Source organism: Streptomyces sp. WZ-12 (assembly GCF_028898845.1).
GTDB lineage: Bacteria > Actinomycetota > Actinomycetes > Streptomycetales > Streptomycetaceae > Streptomyces.
The window spans coordinates 5,199,814-5,221,420 of record NZ_CP118574.1 but is presented as its reverse complement, the minus strand read 5'-3'; the positions used below and the strand labels follow the sequence as shown (position 1 = coordinate 5,221,420).

The 21,607-nt window shown below is 72.4% G+C and carries 16 protein-coding genes and 1 pseudogene; 6 read left to right on the top strand and 11 right to left on the bottom strand.

The annotated features are described in order from the left end of the window. Positions 1-83: 83 nt before the first annotated feature. Positions 84-1,610 carry a sodium:solute symporter family protein gene (locus PV796_RS22660; protein ID WP_274915171.1) on the top strand — a complete coding sequence of 509 codons (1,527 nt, stop codon included), beginning with the start codon at positions 84-86 and terminating at the stop codon, positions 1,608-1,610. 52 nt (positions 1,611-1,662) lie between these two features. Here PV796_RS22660 and PV796_RS22655 read toward each other — a convergent pair whose 3' ends face one another. Beyond that, complete coding sequence (locus PV796_RS22655; protein WP_274915170.1) at positions 1,663-2,784, bottom strand: ADP-ribosylglycohydrolase family protein; 1,122 nt, start codon at positions 2,782-2,784, stop codon at positions 1,663-1,665. Positions 2,785-2,976: 192 nt separating this feature from the next. Here PV796_RS22655 and PV796_RS22650 point away from each other — a divergent pair, with 192 nt between their 5' ends. Next, positions 2,977-3,957 (top strand): D-2-hydroxyacid dehydrogenase family protein, encoded by a 981-nt coding sequence (locus PV796_RS22650; RefSeq protein ID WP_274915169.1) that lies wholly within the window; start codon positions 2,977-2,979, stop codon positions 3,955-3,957. 124 nt (positions 3,958-4,081) lie between these two features. Continuing rightward, the gene (locus PV796_RS22645; RefSeq protein WP_274915168.1) at positions 4,082-4,336 is read left to right on the top strand and encodes a hypothetical protein; all 255 of its coding nucleotides are present in this window, start codon (positions 4,082-4,084) and stop codon (positions 4,334-4,336) included. Between the two features lie 219 nt (positions 4,337-4,555). Here the strand turns inward: PV796_RS22645 and PV796_RS22640 are convergent, their stop codons facing one another. From PV796_RS22640 to PV796_RS22630, 3 genes are all read right to left on the bottom strand, one after another. Continuing rightward, on the bottom strand, positions 4,556-7,216 hold the full coding sequence (locus tag PV796_RS22640; protein WP_274915167.1) for a bifunctional FO biosynthesis protein CofGH: 2,661 nt from the start codon (positions 7,214-7,216) through the stop codon (positions 4,556-4,558). Between the two features lie 209 nt (positions 7,217-7,425). Next, positions 7,426-7,827, bottom strand: a complete 402-nt coding sequence (locus tag PV796_RS22635) for a VOC family protein (protein ID WP_274915166.1) — start codon at positions 7,825-7,827, stop codon at positions 7,426-7,428. Between the two features lie 204 nt (positions 7,828-8,031). Continuing rightward, complete coding sequence (locus PV796_RS22630; RefSeq protein ID WP_274915165.1) at positions 8,032-8,856, bottom strand: TIGR03619 family F420-dependent LLM class oxidoreductase; 825 nt, start codon at positions 8,854-8,856, stop codon at positions 8,032-8,034. A gap of 388 nt (positions 8,857-9,244) precedes the next feature. Between PV796_RS22630 and PV796_RS22625 the strand changes: the two genes are divergently transcribed. Continuing rightward, positions 9,245-10,780 carry a CehA/McbA family metallohydrolase gene (locus PV796_RS22625; protein ID WP_274915164.1) on the top strand — a complete coding sequence of 512 codons (1,536 nt, stop codon included), beginning with the start codon at positions 9,245-9,247 and terminating at the stop codon, positions 10,778-10,780. Between the two features lie 193 nt (positions 10,781-10,973). On the opposite strand, the gene PV796_RS22620 is transcribed toward PV796_RS22625, so the two are convergent. The 7 genes and pseudogenes from PV796_RS22620 to PV796_RS22590 all read right to left on the bottom strand — a co-directional run bounded on the left by PV796_RS22620 (position 10,974) and on the right by PV796_RS22590 (position 19,467). After that, positions 10,974-12,560 (bottom strand): APC family permease, encoded by a 1,587-nt coding sequence (locus PV796_RS22620; RefSeq protein WP_274915163.1) that lies wholly within the window; start codon positions 12,558-12,560, stop codon positions 10,974-10,976. Between the two features lie 318 nt (positions 12,561-12,878). Continuing rightward, the gene (locus tag PV796_RS22615; protein WP_274915161.1) at positions 12,879-14,381 is read right to left on the bottom strand and encodes an aldehyde dehydrogenase family protein; all 1,503 of its coding nucleotides are present in this window, start codon (positions 14,379-14,381) and stop codon (positions 12,879-12,881) included. Then, positions 14,378-16,117 carry an N-acyl-D-amino-acid deacylase family protein gene (locus PV796_RS22610; protein WP_274915160.1) on the bottom strand — a complete coding sequence of 580 codons (1,740 nt, stop codon included), beginning with the start codon at positions 16,115-16,117 and terminating at the stop codon, positions 14,378-14,380. The genes PV796_RS22615 and PV796_RS22610 overlap by 4 nt, the downstream gene beginning before the upstream one ends. A 61-nt stretch (positions 16,118-16,178) precedes the next feature. Beyond that, complete coding sequence (locus PV796_RS22605; RefSeq protein WP_274915159.1) at positions 16,179-17,315, bottom strand: LLM class flavin-dependent oxidoreductase; 1,137 nt, start codon at positions 17,313-17,315, stop codon at positions 16,179-16,181. A gap of 342 nt (positions 17,316-17,657) precedes the next feature. After that, positions 17,658-17,781, bottom strand: a pseudogene (locus PV796_RS22600) (short-chain dehydrogenase); the annotation flags it as partial. Positions 17,782-17,837: 56 nt separating this feature from the next. After that, the gene (locus tag PV796_RS22595; protein WP_274915158.1) at positions 17,838-18,788 is read right to left on the bottom strand and encodes a TIGR03619 family F420-dependent LLM class oxidoreductase; all 951 of its coding nucleotides are present in this window, start codon (positions 18,786-18,788) and stop codon (positions 17,838-17,840) included. A gap of 379 nt (positions 18,789-19,167) precedes the next feature. Next, positions 19,168-19,467 (bottom strand): hypothetical protein, encoded by a 300-nt coding sequence (locus tag PV796_RS22590; protein WP_274915157.1) that lies wholly within the window; start codon positions 19,465-19,467, stop codon positions 19,168-19,170. A 375-nt stretch (positions 19,468-19,842) separates the two neighbouring features. On the opposite strand from PV796_RS22590, the gene PV796_RS22585 reads away from it, so the two are divergent. Both PV796_RS22585 and PV796_RS22580 read left to right on the top strand, forming a co-directional pair. Next, entirely contained in the window at positions 19,843-21,069 is a 1,227-nt protein-coding gene (locus tag PV796_RS22585) for a helix-turn-helix domain-containing protein (protein WP_274915156.1), read from the top strand. Between the two features lie 53 nt (positions 21,070-21,122). Then, positions 21,123-21,446, top strand: coding sequence for a hypothetical protein (locus PV796_RS22580; RefSeq protein ID WP_342456926.1), 324 nt, complete (start codon positions 21,123-21,125; stop codon positions 21,444-21,446). Positions 21,447-21,607 lie beyond the last annotated feature (161 nt).

Here is a 21,607-nt window from a genome sequence, read left to right as displayed (position 1 = left end):
CGGGGACTTGGCACCGCAGGACCGCAGCACGGCGAAGTGATTCCACATCTGGAACGTTCACAAGGCGGACCCCTGGAGGGGGCATGAACAGTCTCGACTGGGCCGTGCTCATCGGCTACTTCGGCGTCATGGTCGCGATCGGGATGTGGTCGCACCGGCGGGTGGACGACGTCGGCGACTTCTTCACCGCCGGCGGCCGGATGCCGTGGTGGCTGTCCGGCATCTCGCACCACATGTCCGGCTACAGCGCCGTGATGTTCACCGGCTACGCGGGCATCGCCTACCAGTACGGCATCACCTCCTACGTCACCTGGTCCTTCCCCATCGCCGTCGGGATCGCCATCGGGGCCCGGCTGTTCGCCGGTCGGCTGAACCGGCTGCGGTCCCGGCTCGGCGTCGCCTCGCCGCTGGAGTACCTCAAGAACCGCTACGACCTGCGCACGCAGCAGGCGCTCGCCTGGTCGGGGGTGCTGCTGAAGGTGGTGGACGTGGGCGCCAAGTGGGCGGCGATCGCGACCCTGTTGTCGGTCTTCACCGGGCTCTCGCTCAACCAGGGCATCCTGCTCACCGGGGTGATCACCGGCGTCTACTGCACGGTCGGCGGGCTGTGGGCGGACGCGCTGACCGAACTGGGGCAGTTCGTCATCCAGTTGGTGGCCGGGGTCGCGATGCTGGTGACGGTGCTGGGCGAACTGGGCGGCATCGGCGGGCTGGGGACGGTCTGGGACCGGCTGCCGGACGGGCACGCCCACCCGACCGCCGGCCCGTACACCCTGACGTTCCTGCTCGCCTACCTCTTCATCAAGACCTTCGAGTACAGCGGCGGGATGTGGAGCCAGGCGCAGCGCTACATGGCCACCCGCTCCGCCCGGGAGGCGCGGCGCTCGGCGCTGCTGTCGGCGGGACTGTGGCTGGTGTGGCCGGCCGTCCTGTTCTTCCCGATGTGGGCGGCGCCGCTCCTGGTGACGGCGGAGAAGCCGGACGCCTCGGACGCGTATGCGCTGCTGACCGAACGGCTGTTGCCGCACGGCCTGTTGGGGCTGGTGGTGGTCGGCTTCTTCTCGCACTCGATGGCGATGTGCTCCTCCGACGCCAATGCGATCGCCGCGGTGTTCACCCGGGACATCGCGCCGGCGCTGTCGGCGCGGGCCCGGGGCTGGTCGCACCGGGCCGGGCTGCTGGCGGCCCGGGTGTCGACGGTGTGCTTCCTGGCGCTGTCGATGGCGATCGCGACGCAGGTCAACTCCCCGGCGTTCAAGGACATCATCACCGTCGTCATCAAGTGGGTGGCGGGGCTGGTCGGGCCGGTGTCGATCCCGTTCCTGCTGGGGATGGTGCCGGCGTTCCGCAGGTCGGGGCCGGTGGCGGCGCTGGTGTCCTGGGCGGCCGGACTGGTGGCGTTCTGGCTGACCAACTTCGGGCTGTCCGGAGTGGAGTTGCAGCTCCAGATCGCGACGCCGGTGGCGACCTCGCTGGTGCTGTTCACGCTGCTCGGCCTCGTCCGCCCGGAGAGCAGCGACGCGCGGGACGCCCTGCTGGCCCGGATCAACGGCCCCGGGGAGGGCGGGGAGGAGGCGGCCCGGGAGGCGGTGGCGTCGAGCGGGGAGTGACCGGGCGGCGCGGGCCGCCGCCCGTTGTGGAGTGGTGCCGCCTCGTGGCCCGTTAGGCGCGGGGGTAGCGGGTCAGCCAGCCGGGGGCGGAGCCGGCGGGGCCGTGGAGGGTGGGGCCCTGGGTCATCTCCATGGCGAAGTCGTCGGCGAGTTGGAGGATGGTGGCCCGACCCTCCAGCTCGACCAGCCAGTTGGCGGGCAGCGCCGTCTCGCCGTGCAGGATGCCCAGGAGGTTGCCGCAGATGGCGCCGGTGGAGTCGCTGTCGCCACCGTGGTTGACGGCGAGCAGCAGGCCGTGCCGGACGTCCTCGGCGACCAGGGCGCAGTACACGCCGATGGCCAGCGCCTCCTCGGCGGTCCAGCCCTCGCCCAGCGACGCGACCCGGGCGGCCGTCGGCATGCCCTGCCGGACGGCGCCCAGCGCGCCCTTGAGGGCGTCGGTGGTCTCCTCGTGGTCGGGGCGGGTGGCGAGGTGCGCCAGGGCCTTCTGGACGGCGCCGTCGAGGTCGTCGCCGCGGGCCAGGCCGTGGCTGATCACGGCGAACGCGCCGGCGGCGAGGTAGCCGGTGGGGTGGCCGTGGGTCTGCGCGGCGCATTCGACGGCGAGTTGGAAGACCAGTTGCGGTTCCCAGCCGACGAGCAGGCCGAACGGCGCGGAGCGCATCACCGCGCCGCAGCCCTTGGAGTCCGGGTTCTTGGGCGCCTCCAGGGTGCCCATCACCTCGTCGCCGAGGCCGCTGAGGCAGGCGCGGCCGGGGGCCCGGCGGGCGTAGAGCCACTCCTCGCGGGCCAGCCAGCCGTCGTCGTCCCGGCGCTCGTCGGGGCCCCAGTCGCGCTGGGTGGCGGCCCAGCGCAGATAGGCGCGGTGCACGTCGGTGGGCGGGTGCCAGGCGCCGGTGTCCCGGCGGACCTGGGCGCGGATCAGGCCGTCGACGGTGAAGAGGGTCAGCTGGGTGTCGTCGGTGACCGCGCCGCGCCGCCCGAAGGCGGGCACCAGGTCGGTCACGCCCTCCTGGCCGTGCGCCTCGCGGATCGCGTCCAGGGAGTCGAACTCGATGCCGGCGCCGAGCGCGTCCCCGATGGCACCGCCCAGCAGGCAGCCGCGCACCCGGCTGCGGAAGTCCTGCTGCTCGGCGCGGCCCCAGATCGCGGTGCCGCCCCCTGCCGCGCTCATGCCGGACCCCCGTCGTGCTCGCTCACTGCGCCCTCCCGGGGCTCGCACACCCGTGTCTTAGGGCGTGGGACGCCCCTGGCGAAGCACTGTATCGACCGGGAATGATCGGAACTGGGCCGGGTTTGTTTCAGGTTCGCATCGTGATCTGACCGGGCGGGGCGGCCCACTGCCCGCATAAACCCGGAGGCCCCCATGACCCCGCCCACCTCCGCCGCCCTGCCGCGCTGCGCAGTGCTGGACGACTACCAGGGCGTCGCCCTGACCATGGCCGACTGGTCGCCGCTGGCCGGCGCCGTGGACGTTCGCGTGCTGCGGGAGCCGCTGCGCACGGCGGACGAGGTGGTGGCGGCGGTCGGCGACTGCGAGATCGTGGTCGCGATGCGCGAGCGGACGCCGTTCCCGGCCCCGCTGCTGGCCCGGTTGCCGCGGCTGCGGCTGCTGGTCACCTCCGGGATGCGCAACGCCGCCATCGACCTGGCGGCGGCCGCCCGGCAGGGCGTCACGGTCTGCGGCACCGCCAGCAACGGCGAACCGCCCGTCGAGCTGACCTGGGCGCTCATCCTGGGCCTGGCCCGCAACGTGGTCGCCGAGAGCACCGCGATGGCGGCCGGCGGCCCCTGGCAGAGCACGGTCGGCGCCGATCTGCACGGCCGGACGTTGGGACTGCTCGGCGTGGGCCGGATCGGCGGCCTGGTGGCCCGGGTCGGGCTGGCCTTCGGGATGGACGTGGTGGGCTGGAGCCGGAGCCTGACCCCGCAGCGGGCCGCGGAGTTGGGCATCCGGGCCGCCGCCAGCAAGGAAGAGGTCCTGGAGGGCGGCGACTTCGTCTCGGTGCACCTCGGCCTCAACGACGCCACCCGGGGACTGCTCGGCGCGGCCGAACTCCGCCGGATGCGCCCCACGGCCTATCTCGTCAACACCGCCCGCGCCGCGATCGTCGACCAGGACGCCCTGCTCACGGCGGTGCGCGAGCGCTGGATCGCCGGCGCCGGACTGGACGTCTACGCGCAGGAGCCGCTGCCCGCCGACGCCGCGCTGCGCACCCTGCCGAACGTGCTGGCCCTCCCCCACCTCGGCTATGTCACCCGCCGCAACTACGAGGGGTACTTCCACCAGGCCGTGGAGAACATCGCGGCCCATCTGGCGGGGGAGCCGGTCCGCCGGTTGGCATGACGGGCCGGCCGGGGGCGGCTGAGGCACGAGGGGCGGGTGCGGAGGGAGCGGTTCCACCTGGCGGGTTCTCCCCCCGCCCGGGCGTTCGATGATGGCCGCGCCACCCACTGGGCATGCTCTCCCCATGTCCGAGTACGAGTGGGACCGCACCACCATGGCCGTCGTGGCCTCGGCCCTGTCCGGGGACAGTGACGGTGCGGTGGAACTCCTCCGGCCGCTCCCCCAACGCGATGTGTGCCATGTCGCGGTGCGGCTGGCCGCGATGGCCGCCGACGCGCTGATCGTCGCCGCCCAGGACGCCGGCGGCGACCGCGAGGAGGCGCTGTCGCAGTGGCAGCAGTGCATCCTCCAGCACGAGGCGGAGTACGACGAGGGCTAGGGCGCTTCTGACGGGTCTCCGTGGCGGAAGGAGCGGCGTCTGGCGGGTGCGATCGCGAGGCGCCGGGATGTCTTCCTAGCGGAGCTATGGGGGCGTGTCGGCAACGCCGCGAGCGGGTGCGCCAGACGCCGCGCCGCCGCGGAGATCCGCCGGACGCGCCCTGACGGCCGCCGGCGGCCGGACGGGAGGTGCCCCCGCCCGGCCGTCCGCGCGCCGCCGCTACTCCACCACCGGCAGCAGCTCCGGCAGATGGCCGTCCGACGCCAGCGCGGCGGCCTGGCGCTCCGCGGGGACCTGGCCGTAGGAGGTCGTCCGGGGGCGGGCCGGGCGGCCGGCGAGCTCGGCGATGGCGACCAGGTCCTGGAGGGAGCGGTAGGAGCCGTAACTCGACCCGGCCATACGGGAGATGGTCTCCTCCATCAGCGTGCCGCCGAGGTCGTTGGCACCGGAGCGGAGCATCTCCGCGGCGCCCTCGGCGCCCAGCTTCACCCAGCTCGTCTGGATGTTGGTGATGTGCGGGTGGAGCAGGATGCGGGCCATCGCCGTCACCGCGCGGTTGTCGCGGGTGGTGGGGCCGGGGCGGGCGATGCCGGCCAGATAGACGGGGGCGTTGGTGTGGATGAACGGCAGCGTGACGAACTCCGTGAAGCCGCCGGTCTCTTGCTGGATCTCGGCCAGCAGCCGGAGGTGGCCGAGCCAGTGCCGGGGCTGGTCGACGTGCCCGTACATCATCGTCGACGAGGAGCCGATGCCCAGCTCGTGGGCGGTCTTGATGACCTCGACCCAGGTGGCGGTGGGGAGTTTGCCCTTGGTGAGGACCCAGCGGACCTCGTCGTCGAGGATCTCGGCGGCGGTGCCGGGGATGGAGTCCAGGCCGGCGGCCTTGGCCTCGCTCAGCCACTCCCGGATGGACAGGCCGGTGCGGGTCGCCCCGTTGACCACCTCCATCGGCGAGAAGGCGTGCACATGCATGCCCGGGACCCGTTCCTTGACGGCGCGGGCGATGTCGAAGTATGCGGTGCCGGGCAGGTCGGGGTGGATGCCGCCCTGCATGCAGACCTCCACCGCGCCCACGTCCCACGCCTGTTGGGCGCGGTCGGCGACCTGGGAGAGGGAGAGCGTGTAGGCGTCGGCGTCGGTGCGGCGCTGGGCGAAGGCGCAGAACCGGCAGCCGGTGTAGCAGACGTTGGTGAAGTTGATGTTCCTGGTGACGATGTAGGTGACGGTGTCGCCCACGGTGGCGCGACGCAGGTCGTCGGCGATCCGGCAGAGCGCGTCCAGGGCCGGGCCGTCGGCGTGCAACAGGGCGAGCGCCTCGGCGTCGGTGAGCTTCGTCGGGTCGTCGGCGGCCTGGGAGAGGGCCCCCCGGACGTCGGCGTCGATGCGGGAGGGCACCATGCCGGGCGCGGCGGCCTCGCGCAGCGCCTCCCAGTCGCCGTAGACCTCGTCGAAGTCGTCCCGGCGGTCCGTGGTGCGGCCCTCGGTGTCGATGGTGCGGTGCAGGTCCGTGCGGCCGGAGGGGACGAACCCCTCGTCGGGCTCCTGCCAGGGGTGGCCCTCGACCACGGCGTCCTCCCGGGCCAGCCCGGTCTCCGGATCGGCGAGGGCGGCGACGTGCGGCCGCAGCCGGGGGTCCAGCCAGGGCTCGCCGCGCTGGACGAACTCCGGGTAGACGGCGAGCCGTTCGCGCAGCTCGAAGCCGGCGGCGGCGGAGCGCTCGGCCAGCTCGTCGATCTGGGGCCAGGGGCGCTCGGGGTTGACGTGGTCCACGGTGAGCGGGGAGACGCCGCCCCAGTCGTCGATGCCGGCGCCGATGAGGCGGCCGTACTCGTCGTCCACCAGATTGGGCGGCGCCTGGAGGCAGCCGGAGGGGCCCATGATGTGCCGGGCGACAGCCACGGTGGCGACCAGGTCGTCCAGGGTGGCGTCCGGCATGCGGCGCATGGCGGTGTCCGACTTGGCGCGGAAGTTCTGGATGATCAGTTCCTGGATGCCGTGGTAGGCACGGGCGACCCGGCGCAGCGCGAACAGCGACTCGGCGCGCTCCTCCGCCGTCTCGCCGATGCCGATCAGCAACCCGCTGGTGAGCGGGACGGAGCTGCGGCCGGCGTCCTCCAAGTGCCGCAGGCGGACGGCCGGTTCCTTGTCGGGCGAGCCGTGGTGCGGCATGCCCGGCTCGCTCCACAGCCGCTGGGCGGTGGTCTCCAACATCAGCCCCATGGACGGCGAGACGGGCTTGAGGCGCTGGAAGTCCGTCCACGACATGACGCCGGGGTTGAGGTGCGGCAGCAGGCCGGTCTCTTCCAGGATGCGGATGGAGATGGCGCGGACGTAGGCGATGGTGTCGTCGTAGCCGTGCGCGTCGAGCCACTCGCGGGCCTCGGGCCAGCGGTCCTCGGGCTTGTCGCCGAGCGTGATCAGGGCTTCCTTGCAGCCCAGTTCGGCGCCGCGGCGGGCGATGGCCAGGACCTCGTCCGGCGACATGAACATCCCCTCGCCGGCCCGGCGCAGCTTGCCGGGGACGGTGGCGAAGGTGCAGTAGTGGCACTTGTCGCGGCACAGGCGCGTCAGGGGGATGAAGACGCTCTTGGAATACGTGATGACACCGGGGCGGCCGGCGGCCTCCAGGCCGGCGTCGCGCACCCGGGCCGCCGAGGCGCACAGGTCCTCCAGGTCCGCACCGCGGGCCTGGAGGAGCACCGCGGCCTCCGCGACGTCCAACGCCACGCCGTCCCGGGCCCGCTTGAGCGCCCGGCGCATCGCGTTGGCCGTCGGCCGCGGGGCCGCCCCGCCCTTGACGGCCCCGTCCGCTGCCTGGTCCGAGCCCTGCTCAGATCCCTGGCGAAGGCCCTGGTCAGATCCCTGCGCGCTGGAAGTCATGCCCCGAGCATACGAGCGAGGACTGACATCTCCGCCGCCGGAGTCGGTCGGATCGATGTGCCACTGATCACGTTAAACGGAGGTTTCCTCCGGGGAGTTGGGCACGACGGACGGGGCCGGGGCGGTGGCGGGCGCCCCGGCCGACGGCACCGACCGCCGCAGAGGGGCGCGCGCCCGGCGGCGCGCGGGCCCGGTGAACCCGCCGCGGATCAGATGGAGTTCAGCAGTTGCTCGGAGTAGGTCCGGGTCAGGAACTCCATGTTGTGGCCGTCGGGGTCGTTCAGGTACAGGCCCCGGCCGCCGTCGTGGTGGTTGATCTCCTGGGGCTTGGCGTGCATCGGGTCCGCCCAGTAGGGCAGGTCGCGCTTCTGTATGCGCCCCAGGATCCCGTCGAACTCCTCCTCCGTCACCAGGAATGCGTAGTGCGTGGCGACGAACTCCCGGCCGCCGGCGACGTGCTCGGCGTAATCGAGGGTCACCCCGTTGTCCATCTTGAGCGCCGCGAACGGCCCGTACGCCTTGGGTTCGGGGGCGTCCAGCAACTCGGCGAGGAAGCGGGCCGAGGCGAACCGGTCCGTGCTGTGCACGATCGTGTGGTCGAGGCGGGGCATGGTGTCTCCCTAGGTCTCCCGGAGCTCGGCGGAACCCTCCGACGAGGCGTTCCACTGCCTTCACCACCGACGCTACGCCCGCCCGGCGCCACCGCGGATCGGTCTGCGGTACCGATCCCCGGAGGGCCGCCGTACGCCGCTGGTCCTAGGGCGGAGTGGGACGAGCGGCGCCCCCTCGCCGTCTCGCCGGTACCGCTCGCCGCCTCACAAGTACTGCGCGTAGTCGTCCAGGGTCCGCAGGACCTCCGCCTCGCCGGCCGGCGGCAGTTGGAGGACCACCTCCGCCACCCCCAGCTCCCGGTAGTGCGCCAACTTCCCCGGGGTGGGCCGCACCGCGTACGGCACCACGTCCGGCTGGCCCGCGCGGCCGGCGTCCGCCCAGGCCCGCCGCAGCGCCGGGAGGGCCTGGGCGAGGCCGCGGCCGCCGATCGGCAGCCAGCCGTCCGCGTCGGCCGCGATCCCCGCGAACAGCTTGGGGCCGGCCGCGCCGCCCAGCAGGACGCGCGGCGCGCCGCCGGCCGGCTTGGGGTGGGCGAGGGAGGCGCGGACGGAGCCGAACCGGCCCTCGTAGCCGGTGGGTTCGTCGGCCCACAGGGCGCGCATCAGCGCCAGCCGGTCGCGTACCAGGGCGCGCCGGGTCGCCCACCGCACACCGTGGTCGGCCGCCTCCTCCACGTTCCAGCCGTAGCCGACGCCGAGGGTGAACCGCCCGTTGGAGAGGTGGTCCAGGGTCGCGATCTGCTTGGCGAGGTCGATCGGGTCGTGCTGGGCGACGAGGGTGATGCCGGTGCCCAGGCGGAGCCGCTCGGTGACCGCGGCGGCCTGGCCGAGGGCGAGGAACGCGTCCAGGGTGCGGCCGTACTCGCGGGGCAGCGGCTCGCCCATGGGGGCCGGGGTGTCCCGGGAGGCCGGGATGTGGGTGTGCTCGGGCAGATACAGCCCGTCGAAGCCGCGCTGTTCCAACTCCTGTGCCAGCCGGACCGGCTGGATCGTCTCGTCGGTCAGGAAGATCGTGGTCGCGATCCGCATCCTGGGCGTCCTCCGCGTCGGGGTGGGGTGGGGCGTTGGGCGTGGGGTCAGGCGGGTGGGGTGACCGCATGGTGCCTCACCGACCGTGAGTTATCCACAGGGCTTTTCCGGCGTGTCACACGCGCGTACAACGGTTTTCACACGGCGAAATGAAGCTGGGTGTGCGCGTGGGCGTGGGGCCGTGGGACGTGCGGGACATGTCGCTGGTGCGGCGGGCGGCTGGCGACCGTGGTGGCTGGTGGTCAGCGACCGGCGACGCGCGGCCCATGGCTGGCGAACGACGACGGTGACCGAACGACCGAGCACGACGACCGAGCACGACGACCGAGCAGAACGATCGAGGACAACGACCGAGCACGACGACCAAGGACGACGACCGGGGGCGGAGATGGAGCGACGCGAGGTACTGAAACTGTCGGCGGGCGCCGGTGCGGCGGGGGCGCTGACGCTGGGGCGGGTGAGCTTCGCCGAGGCGGCGCCGGCCGCCGGGCAGGGCGGAGGCGGGCCGGGCGGAAGAGGGCCGGCCGAGCGGACCCGCACGGTCCGGGGCCATCTGCCGCCCGGCGCACCGGACTTCGTCTACGTACCGGTCGACGTCCCGCGCGGCGTAAAGGAGATCGCGGTCGCCTACCGCTACGACAGGCCGAGCGTGCCCGACGGCACCGCGGGGAACGCCTGCGACATCGGCATCTTCGACGAGCGCGGCACGGAGCTGGGCGGTGCCGGCTTCCGCGGCTGGTCGGGCGGGGCGCGGTCGGAGTTCTTCGTGCGCGCCGACGACGCCACCCCGGGCTACCTCCCGGGCCCGATCAACGCCGGCACCTGGCACCTCGCCCTCGGCCCGTACACGGTCGCCCCGCAGGGGCTGAACTACGAGGTCACCGTCACCCTGCGACACGGTCCCCCGGGGAAGACCCCGACGCCCGTCCATCCGCCCGAGCGGGCCCGGGGCCGCGGCCGCGCCTGGTACCGCGGGGACAACCACCTGCACTCCGTCTACTCCGACGGCAAGCGCACCCCGGCCCAGATCGCGGCCCTGGCCAGGGCCGCCCGGCTGGACTTCCTCACCACCACCGAGCACAACACCACCGCCAGCCACGGCGCTTGGGAGGGCCTGTGGGGCGACGACCTGCTGATCCTGACCGGTGAGGAGGTGACCACCCGCAACGGGCACGTGGTGGCGATGGGCACCGACCCCGGTGTCTTCATCGACTGGCGCTACCGCGCGCGGGACAACGCCTTCGGCCGGTACGCGCGCGCCATCCGCCGGGCCGGCGGCCTGGTCATCCCGGCGCATCCACACGCCACGTGCGTCGGCTGCAACTGGAAGTTCGGGCTGAACGAGGCGGATGCGGTGGAGGTGTGGAACGGCCCGTACGGCCCCGACGACGAGATCACCCTCGCGGAATGGGACAACACCCTGGTCGCCCATGTCCGGGGCGGCCGCGGCCCGTGGTTGCCGGCCGTCGGGCACAGCGACGCCCACCGCGATCCGGACGTGGTCGGGCTCCCGCAGACCGTGGTCCTGGCCGACGACCTCTCGCGCCCCGCCCTACAGGACGGCATCCGGGCGGGCCGGGTCTGGATCGCCGAATCCTCCGCGGTCGACCTGTCGTTCGCCGTCACCGGCGAGCGCGGCGAGCACGCCGGGATCGGCCAACGCCTGGAACTGCCGGGCGGGGCCCGGGTCACCGCCCGTCTGACGGTCTCCGGCGCACCGGGCTGCGCGGTCTCCTTCGTCACCGACCAGGGCGTCCGGCACACCGCCCCGCTGCCCCCGTCCGGAGCCGGCACGGTCACCTGGTCCACCACCCCCGACAACGCCGCCTACATACGCACCGAGCTCCGCCACCCCTCCACCACGACGGCCCTCCCGGGCCCCATGGCCGCCCTGACGAACCCGATCTTCCTGGGCGACTGGTGAGGTGGCCGCTGTCGAGCCGGCCACTCGTGCGGTGGCGAGGCGGTGAGGTGGCCGCTGGCGAGGCGGTGCCCGGTACGTCGGCGCGTGGCCCGCTGGGCCCGCGTGACCTACGTGACCCGCGTGGGTGCCGGCCGCTGACTGCCGTGTGCGGATGGTGAGTTGCGGCCTGCTGCAGCCCCGCCCTCCCCCTCCGCTACTCCTCCGCCGCCAACGCCGGCGTGGCCGTGGTGAGGATTTCGCCGCGGAAGAAGGCGGGGCTGCGGCGTTGCATGATCAGCATGAGGACGGCGCCGAGGAGGAGCAGGCCGACGCCGATGAGGAAGACCGAGCCGATGCCGAGGACCGAACTGCCCGATCCGTAGGCCGGGTTCCACATGTCGATCAGGGTCTTGCCGAAGACCGCGGCCAACAGGAGCCCGCCCAGCAACGGGAAGACGCCCTTGAAGAAGAGGTCGCGGGCGGAGCCCAGCAGGGCACGCCGGAAGAACCAGGCACAGGCGAAGGCGGTGATCGAGTAGTAGAAGCAGATCATGAGGCCCAGCGCGTAGATGGTGTCGATCAGCACGTTCTGGCTGATGAAGCTCATCACGGCGTAGAAGACGCCGGTGGCGACGCCGGCGGCGATGGTGGCCTTGCCCGGCGAGCGGAAGCGTGGGTGGATCTTGGCGAAGGACGCCGGCAGCGCCTCGTAGGTGCTCATCGCCAACACGGTGCGGGCGACGGGGATGAAGGTGGTCTGGAGGCTGGCGGCGGCCGAGGCGAGGACGGCGACGAAGAGCAGCACGCCGAGCACGGTGCCCATGACGGGGTTGGCGAGGGCGGCGAAGACGTTGTCAGCGGTCTGCGGGTTGCCCAGCCCGAGGCCCTTGCCGCCGACGCCGGCGAACATCTGCGCGGCGACGGCGGTGAGCAGGTAGGAGCCGATCAGCACGACCATGGCCAACAGGGCGGCGCGGCCTGGGGTCTTCGCGCTGCCGGCGGTCTCCTCGTTCACCGTCAGACAGGTGTCCCAGCCCCAGAACATGAAGATCGAGAGGGAGAGTCCGGCGGTGAAGGCGGAGAAGGACTGCACCGCGAAGGGGTCGAGCCAGGTCCAGGAGAAGTGCAGGGAGCCGGCGAAGTCCCCGGAGCGGGCCTTGACCACGGCCAGCGCCACGAACACGGCGAGCACGGCGAGTTGGAGGCCGACAAGGGTGTACTGCACGCCCTTGGTGGCGGTCATTCCGCGGTAGCTGATGGCGGTGGCGAGGGCGATGAAGGCCAGGCAGGTCAGGACGTGCGCGATCCGGTTGTGGTCCAGGGCGGCGATCGCGGGGCTGCCGGTGAGTTCGCCGAGCAGGAGGTAGAAGAAGGAGGTGGCGATGCCGGCCAGGTTGGAGAGCACGATGATGGTGGCGATCACCAGGCCCCAGCCGCACATCCAGCCGACCCGCGGCCCGAACGCCTTGACGGTCCAGGTGAAGGAGGTTCCGCAGTCCGGGACGGCCTTGTTCAACTCGCGGTAGGCGAAGGCGACCAGCAGCATCGGCAGGAATCCGGCCAGGAAGACGGCGGGCATCTGCACGCCGACCTCGCCGACCGTGGGGCCGAGGGTCGAGGTGAGGCAGTAGACGGGGGCGACGGTGGAGACGCCGATGACCGCGCTGCCGAGCAGGCCGACGGAGTTGCCGCTGAGGCCCTTGTTCCGGGTGTCGCCGGAGCCGCCGCGGGCGCTACTGCCGGTAGCGGCGACGCTCGTTACCGTGTCTCCGGTCTGGGGCCGGGGGTCAACCTGAACCATGAACAGGACGTTAAATGCTGCTGTTTCCGCATCCGGAAGATCGCCTTCCGGAGATCTCAACTTCACTCCACAGGAGAACCCGGCGCATCAACCACTCAATCCCAAGGGGAAGTTGAATTGGACCTTGGACTTTATGACCACACCTGAAGCTTTCCGCATTGCGAGAACCGCAGCACTGTCCGTTTTGACCGGGTTCTAAAATTTCCCGTCCGGATTCCGAACGTCACCATCCGGCCATGTTGCGGCCATGGGGTCGGCCTGCCCCGGTCGGGCCCTCGGCCACGACCGGCCGGGCCCGCGCCCCTCGCCCCGCGTCCCTCACCCCGGCCACACGATCGCCTGGAGCTCGCTGTACGCGTGCAGCGCGTAGGAGCCGACGTCCCGCCCGACCCCGCTGCGCTTGAAGCCGCCGAACGGCGCCTCCATGTTCCGGCCGACGGTGTTGACGCCGACCCCGCCGGCCCGCAGCCGCCCCGCCACCCGGAAGGCGCGGGCCACATCGCCGGACCAGACGTAGTCCAGCAGCCCGTAGTCGCTGTCGTTGGCCAGATCGATGCCCTCCTCCTCGTCGTCGAAGGGGACCACCGTCACCACCGGCCCGAAGATCTCCTCGCGGACCGCCCGCATGGCGGCCGTGCAGTCCGCGAAGAGCGTCGGCGCCACGTAGAAGCCGCGCGCCGGATCCGGCCGTTCGCCGCCGGTGACCAGGCGCGCCCCCTCCTTCACCGCGAGCGCGAGGTACCCCTCGACGCGGTCCCGGTGCGCGGCGGAGATCACCGGCCCGACGACCGTGCCCGGCCGGCGCGGATCGCCGACGGTCAGCCGCTCCGCGTACCGGGCCAGCCCCGCCACCAGCCGTTCGTAGATGCCGCGTTGGGCCAGCACCCGGGTCGGCGCGGTGCAGATCTGGCCGCTGTAGAAGGAGAAGGTGGTGCCGATGCCGGACACCGCCAAGGCCAGGTCGGCGTCGTCGAAGACCAGCGCCGCGCCCTTGCCGCCCAACTCCATGAGCTGCCGCTTCATCCCGCGGCCGCACTCCTCGGCGATCCGCCGCCCGACCGCGGTGGAGCCGGTGAAGCTGACCATGTCCACGCCGTCCGCGGCCACCGCGGCCTCGCCGACCTCCGGCCGCGACCCGCTGACGACGTTGACCACCCCGGGCGGAACACCGGCCTCCGCCAGCGCCTCGGCCATCCGGTACACCGACAGCGGGTCCTGCGGGGCCGGCTTGACCACCACCGTGTTGCCCATCGCCAGCGCCGGCGCGACCTTCCCCGCCGCGTTGGCCCACGGGTTGTTGTAGGAGGTGATGCAGGTGACCACGCCCACCGGGCGGCGCACCGCGACCGCGCCGAAGACGCCCCCGCCGCCCATCGGCCCGGCCTCGTTGATCTGCGGCGGCACCGCGGTCTCCACCGGTTCCAGCGCGCCGCGCGCGTACCGGGCGAAGCGGGCCGCGGAGACCCCGACCTGGAGGGCGCGCGCCGTCCCGGTCGTCGCACCGCTCTCCGCCTGCGCCAGCTCCGCGTAGCGGGCGGACTCCCGGCGGATCACCCGCGCGGCCCGGGAGAGGACGGCCGCGCGCTCCTCGGGCGCGGTCCGCGACCAGCCGTCGAAGGCGGCCCGGGCCGCGTCCACCGCCGCCGCGACCTGCGCCCGGCCGGCCTCCGGGGCGTACCCGACGACCTCCTCGGTCGCCGGGTCGAGCACGGCGTAGTGCCCGCCGTCGGGCTCCACCCACTCCCCGCCGATGAACAGCGGCTGGACCAACGGCCGCCCGCCGGCGCCAACTCCCCCGCCCCCGGCTCCGGTTCCGCTCACCGCGTGCTCACCGTCCTCGTGTCCCGTCCCGAGCGCAGTACGGTCCCGGGCACCGCGCCGGTCACCGCGTCGTCCCGGATCGTCTCCACCCCGTTGACCCGCACGCTGACCACGCCGATCGCCTTGGAGTCCAGCCGCGGGCTGTCCCCCGGCAGGTCGTGCACCAGCGTCGCGGCGCCCGCGTCGATCCGTTCCGGGTCGAAGAGCACCAGGTCGGCGTGGTACCCCACGGCGATCCGGCCCCGGTCGCGCAGCCCGAAGAGCTGCGCCGGGTCGTCCGTCAGCATCCGCACCGCCCGCTCCAGCCCGGCCAGCTTCCGGCCGCGCAGACAGTCGCCGAGGAAGCGGGTGGTGTAGGGGGCGCCGCACATCCGGTCCAGGTGCGCGCCGGCGTCCGAGCCGCCCAGCAGGACGTCCTCGTGCTGCCAGGTCTGCTGCCGCAGCGCCCAACTGGCCGGGTCGTTGTCGGTCGGCATCGGCCAGAGCACGGTGCGGAGTTGGTCGTTGGCGCAGATCTCGGTCAGGCAGTGGAACGGCTCCTGGCCGCGTTCGGCGGCGATGTCCCGCACCACCCGCCCGGTCAGGCCCTCGTTGGCCGCCGCGTAGGTGTCCCCGATGACGTAGCGGGCGAAGTCGGTGAGCCGGCGGAAGACCCCGGCCTCCCTGCCGTGCGCGCGGCGCAGCAGTTCGGCGCGGACGTCGGGGTCGCGCAGCCGGGCGATCCGCTCGGGCACCGGCAGGCCGAGGACCTCGCCCCAGCCCGGTATGAGGTTGAGGGCGCAGAAGGTGCCCAGCGACATGTTCATCGGGGTGAGGATCGGCATGGTGAGCGCCACGATCCGGCCGCCGGCCTTGCGGGCGCGCTCGCTGGCGACGAGCTGGCGGGGCACCCGTTCGGGGACGGCGGCGTCGATGGTCAGCACGTTCCAGTTGAGCGGGCGGCCGGCCGCCGCGGACATCTCCACCAGCAGGTCGATCTCGTCGTCGGCGAACTGGTCCAGGCAGCCGGCGACGATCGCCTCGATCTGGGTGCCCTCGTGGTCGGCGACCGCCCGGGAGAGCGCGAGCAGTTCGTCGGGGCGGGCGTGCCGGGAGGCGACCGGTGCGCCGTCGCCGTCGGAGTGGCTGGACGACTGGGTGGTGGACAGCCCCCACGCCCCGGCGTCCATCGCGTCGTGGAACAGCCGCAACATGGCGTCGAGTTGGGCCGGCGAGGGCTGTCCGCCGATCGCGTCCGGGCCCATGACGTGCCGGCGCAGCGCGCAGTGGCCGACCATGAAGCCGGCGTTGACCGCGATCCGCCCCTCCAGCGCGTCCAGGTACTCCCCGAACGTGTGCCAGTTCCAGGGCGCGCCCTGTTCCAGCGCGACCAGCGACATCCCCTCGACCCGGCTCATCATCCGCCGGGTGTAGTCGGCGTCCGCCGGCCGGTCGGGGTGGAGCGGGGCGAGGGTGAAGCCGCAGTTGCCGCCGGCGACGGTGGTCACGCCGTGGTTGAGGGACGGGGTGGCGTAGGGGTCCCAGAACAGTTGGGCGTCGTAGTGGGTGTGTGGGTCGATGAACCCGGGGGCGAGGACCAGTCCCCGCGCGTCCTCGCTCGTCCGGGCCTCCTCGGTGACGGTGCCGGGCCGGCCGACCGCCGCGATCCGCCCGTCCCGGATGCCGACATCGGCGGCGAAGGCCGGCGCGCCCGTGCCGTCCACGACGGTCGCGGCCTGGATGAGGTGGTCGAGCATGGCGTGCGTCCCTTCTGGGGTGCGGGGCGGGTGGGACGGGCGGGTGGCGCGCGGGGCGGGTTCAGCCGGCCGCCGCCACCGCCGCCCGCCGGAAGCGGGTCGTCCGGTGCACCGGATCGGTGTCGATCTTCGGGATGACGTGCTCGCCGATCAGCTTGATGGTGTTCATGGTGTCCTCGTAGGAGATCCCGATCGGCAGCCCGAAGGAGAGCTGGTCGGCGCCGGCCTGCTCCCAGCGCTTGCACTGCCGCAGCACCTCGTCGGGGTCTCCGCAGATCATCAACTCCTCGGCGATCAGGAGCTCGACGAGCTCCTCGGTGTACTCGGGGAGCAGCTCGGGCCACTGCGGTATACCGTCCGGCCGCGGGAAGGTGTCGTGGTAGCGGAAGAGCAGCGACTGGAGGTAGTTGAGCCCGCCGCCGACCGCGATCCGGACCGCCTCCTGATGGGTCGGCGCGCAGATGGCGGTGGACGTCACCATGACGTTGTCGTTGACGAAGTCCCCGACCGGCTCGGCGTCCTTGACCGCGTTCTTGTAGGAGTCGACGACCCACTCCATGTCGGCGACCTTCTGCACGCTGAAGCCGAGGACGCCCAGCCCCTTCTTCCCGGCCATCGCGTACGAGGACGGCGACCCGGCGGCGTACCACATCGCCGGGTGGGAGCCCCCGTACGGCTTGGGCAGCACCTTGCGCGGCGGGAGCTGCCAGTGCTTGCCGGTGAACCCCTGGTACTCGTCCTGGAGCCACATCCGGGGGAACTCCGCGATGGTCTCCTCCCAGATCTCCTTGGTGTGGTTCATGTCGGTGATGCCCGGCAGGAACCCCAGGATCTCGTGGCTGCCGGCGCCCCGCCCGGAGCCGAACTCGAAGCGGCCGGAGGAGAGATGGTCGAGCATGGCGACCTTCTCGGCGACCTTCACCGGGTGGTTGACGGGGGCGAGCGGGTTGAAGATGCCCGAGCCCAGGTGGATCCGCTCGGTCGCGTGGGCGAGGTAGCCGAGGTAGACGTCGTTGGCGGAGAGGTGGGAGTACTCCTCCAGGAAGTGGTGCTCGGACGCCCAGGCGTACTTGAAGCCGGACCTGTCCGCCTGGATGACGTACTCGGTCTCCTCCATCAGTGCGTGGTGCTCGGCCTCCGGATCGGCCTGCGCCCGCGCGGCGGGCACATAGCCCTGCACAAAGAGCCCGAATTCCAAGGGGGTTCACCGTCCCTTACCCGCTGCCGCGGCAGCCCGTTTCCGACGTTGGCATTTCCGGCGCTGATCGACTCCGGCGCTGATTAACTCCGACGCTGGCGGCACTCGTTCCCGCCGCCATTTCTGACGTACCGTCAGATTCACGCGACGGGACCGACTGTTCCAGCGGCACCGGGACCCGTCAATACCCCCAACGGGCAAACCTGACGCACCATCAGCACGGCGCGCCGGGGCGGCGTCAGAACGGGCTCACCCCGGCCATCCACCCCCCGTCGATCACGAACGGCTGCCCCGTGATGTACGACGAGTCCTCCGAGGACAGGAAGAGCGCCAGCCGGGCCACCTCCTCCAGCACGTCACCCAGCACCACCCGCGCGCCCTCCGCCACGAACAGCCGTGCCTCCTGCTCCCCCTGCCCCCGCGCCGCCCCGGTGATAACGATCACCCTGCCGTCCAACTTCCCCATCCCGGACCTCCTGTGGTGTACGTACGGACAGCGGCCCCCGCGCCCCCACCGCCGCCTCAACCGTTCAGCAGCGGCCCCACCTCGGCCCCGAAGACCCCGACCTGCTCGACCAGTTCGGCCCGTCCCCGACTCCGGAACCGCACCTGGACCTGCCGCACCCCCATCGCCCCGTACTCCCGCAGCGACTGGGCGATCCGCTCCGGCGGCCCGACCAGCGTCCGCCGCCCCACGTCCCACCCGGGCTTCCCCACGTACACCGGCTCCGCGATCGCCCCGACCTCGACCGGCTCGACCACCCCCGCCGCCTCCCGCAACCGCCGCAACGTCGCGATCTGCCGGGGAAGTTGCTCCCGACGGTCCCCCTGCGGCAGCCAGCCGTCCCCCCGCACCGCGGCCCGCCGCACCGCCGCCGGGGACGAGCCCCCCACCCACACCGGCGGCCGCGGCCGCTGCACCGGCCGCGGCGCCTGGCCCAACCCCCCGAACGCGAACCGGTCCCCCGCGAACTCCGGGAACTCCTCCTCCCCCAGCGCCACCTTCAACGCGTCGACCGCCTCGTCCAGCAGCGCCCCCCGCCGCGCGAAGTCCACCCCGACCGCCGCGAACTCCTCCGCCACGTGCCCGGCCCCCACCCCGAGGATCAACCGCCCCCCGGACAACCGGTCCACCGTCGCGTACTGCTTCGCGCTGATCAGCGGATGCCTCAGCCCGACCACCGCCACATGGCTGAGCAACCGCACCCGCTCCGTCACCGCCGCCAGATACGACAGCGTCGCCACCGGGTCGTACCAGACCGTCCCCATCGTCCCGGCCAGCCGCCGCGGGATCGCCACGTGCTCACAGCACGCCACGTACGCGAACCCGGCCCGATCCGCCGCCCGCGCCACCGCCACCAGGTCCTCCGGCCCGGCCCCCGCCTCCCACCCCTCCGCGAACACCACGCTCTGCGCCTGCACCGGCAGTTGCATCCCGTACGACAGCCTGTCTGGCGGCAGCACTTGCACCATGACCCGAACCCCTCCCGCTGACGAGTCGCCGTCCCGCGACCGAGTCCGGTCATGGTGATAGCTGACACCCCGTCAGGCAAGAGGTCCGGAGCACCCACCACGGGCATTGCCCTTCTCGGTCCACGGTCAGCCCGAAGCGCCCGACGCCGGGCCGCCCTTGCCCAACCCACCATCCGTACGCCGCCTCGACCGCGGTGACCACCTCGCGTCGAGCAACACAGGGGCCGATGAAGGGGCCTGCCTTCCCCGACACTTCGAGGAAGACAGGCCCCGTTGCTCCCACACCGCGCCTCCGCGGTGCGGCTTCCTTCAGGGGAGGCGCCCGGGACGCTCCCCGCAGGACGGACCGGGCCCCTGCTGGGCCCCGTCGGGGGAGTTCCTAGCCGGGGACGTCACCCGGCTCGCCCAGCCGGGCACCGCGACTGACCGCCACCCGGCGGACATCTCGCAGCGCGCGCGTCAAATGGCCTGCCAGAGAGCGGAGTTCACGCTCCGAGAGCTTCGGCTCGCCGAGCATCCCGTCCGCGTGGGCGGCCAGCTTGTCAGCCATGTCGAGCTGAACGGCCTCAATGCGGTTCGCGACCCGGGAGACATAGCCCGTCCCGTCCCCCAGAAGGAAACAGGTCTTCCCCTCGGGCGTCCCCCACGGAAGCAACCGGGGCTCCGGCGACTCGCTCATCGTGCGACCGCCTCCCGTCGGCGCCGCCCGGACGCGGGCAGTGACAACCGCAGCAGCGGCTCGAAGAGCCAAGCGCTATGTTGGCGCATGTCGTCAACCTCCTGGTGGTTGATGGCCACGCCCCCGGGCCGGTTGCGTCGGCCGCGGGGGTCTTGGGTGGCCGCCTTGTACTGACCGACCGTATGGCTCGTGACAACCGCCAAGGGACACAGTTCGTAGCCCTCGGCGCGTGCCATAACCATCCTTGCCTGCCGGTTAGTTCGCGCCGCCTGGGCCGCCCCTCAATCAACCGATTGGGCGGCGAAAGGCTGATCGCTGCATGCTGGGCTGCCTAGGCGTACCGTTCTGAGTGACGACGTCAGAACGGAGCCCGCCATGGCCCACTTCCCTGACATGCAAGAGGCCGACGGCAACGGCCAGCGGCTCGCGCGCATCCGCATGCGCCGCCGATGGACTCAACAGCGTCTTGCCACCGAGTCCGGTTACAGCCTCTCGGCGGTGAAGGCATTCGAGCAGGGACGCAGAGCGCTGGACCGACCCGCGGTGATCCTCTCCCTGTGCCGCGTCCTGGACTGCCATCCCACCGAGATCACCGGAGGCCCCGTCACCCCGCCGCAGTCCGACCTCGCCGGGCAGGCAGCGGTCGCCGGGGTGGCCGCTGTCCGTCGCGCTGTCCTCCGGCATGGGCGGCCTACGCGCCCGTCCGAGGAAGAGGTCGCGAACGTGGACCTTGTCGAGCTACGAGCGCGGGTCCGGGCGGCCAACGCCGACCGGCAAGCAGCCAAGTTGGCGAGCGCCGGCGAGATCCTGCCCGCCCTGCTGCGCGATCTCCAGGTCGCGGCCGAGGTCTCCACAGGCAGCCCGCGCCGCATGGTGTTCTCGATGCTGACCACCGCCTACGAGTGCGCGATGCAGTACCTCTACAAGCTGGGTCACGTCTCGGACGCCACCCTCGCGACGGAGCGCGTCCTGTGGTCCGCCGAGGCCACCGGCGATCCGCTGCGCGTGCTGGCCTCCCAGTGGTACGACGCCGGCGAGTTCCTGAACATCGGTGAGCACGACGAGGCGGGGGCCGTCATCGATGACGCCTTGACGACGCTCACCCGCATGTCTTCACCGCCGCCCGAGGCAGTCTCGCTCCGTGGCGCGTTCGAGCTGAAGGCCGCGCTGAACCACGCACGTGCGGCCGAAAAGAACGCCGCCGACCACCATTGGCACCGCGCGGAAGCGGTAGCGGGCGAACTCGGTAGGGACCGCGACGATTGGCATCTCCAGTTCGGCCCCACGAACGTGGCGATCTGGGGCGTGAGCCTCCCTGTCGAGCTGGGGCAGGGGCGCCTGGCCGTCGATCGGGCGAGGAAAGTCAAGCTGCCGGAGACCTACAGTCGCGAGCGACGCTCGCACCACTACATCGACATAGGGCGCGCGCACTTCTACAACGGGCAGCGCGAGCAGGCACTGGACGCTTTCCTCCACGCCGAACGCCTCGCCCCGCAGGCGACCCGGATGCATGCCGGGGTCCGCGAGACCGTGGGCACGATGCTTCGCGCTCAGAAGCGCGGGCGGCTGGTCGAGCTGGGCATTCGACTGGGAGTGGTGTGAACGACGAGAGCAAGGGCCCCGGGCCCTCTCAAGTAGCCTTTACGGTACTGACGTTGGACGGCCCGAGCGCCGCACACGCCGAGCCCGCGTTCCAGCTCGTCTACGCCGAAGCATTCGCCGAGCCGCCCTACAACGAGACCCCCGACTCCGTCGAGGCGACCTTCCGCCGCTTCCGCTCCCAGGTGCGCAAGGCCACGTTCCGCGCCGCCCTCGCCCGCACCGCCGACGGCGAGCCCGTCGGCATCGCGTACGGCTACCCCCTCGGTCCCACCACCGGCTGGTGGGCCCACCTCGCCACCCCTGTGTCCGACGACCTCCAACGCGAGGACGGCAACCGGTCGTTCGGGCTGTTGGAGCTCGCCGTGCGGGCACCGTGACGCAGGCTCGGCGCGGCCCGGCGCATGCACGAGGCGCTCCTCGCCGGGGCACGGGAGGAACAGGTCCTGCTCAAAGCCCGGCCAGTGAACGTGAAACGTACGTGATGTCCCCGCAGTTACCCGCACGCGACCTTTCCCGTTGTGGAAAGGGACACTCCTTG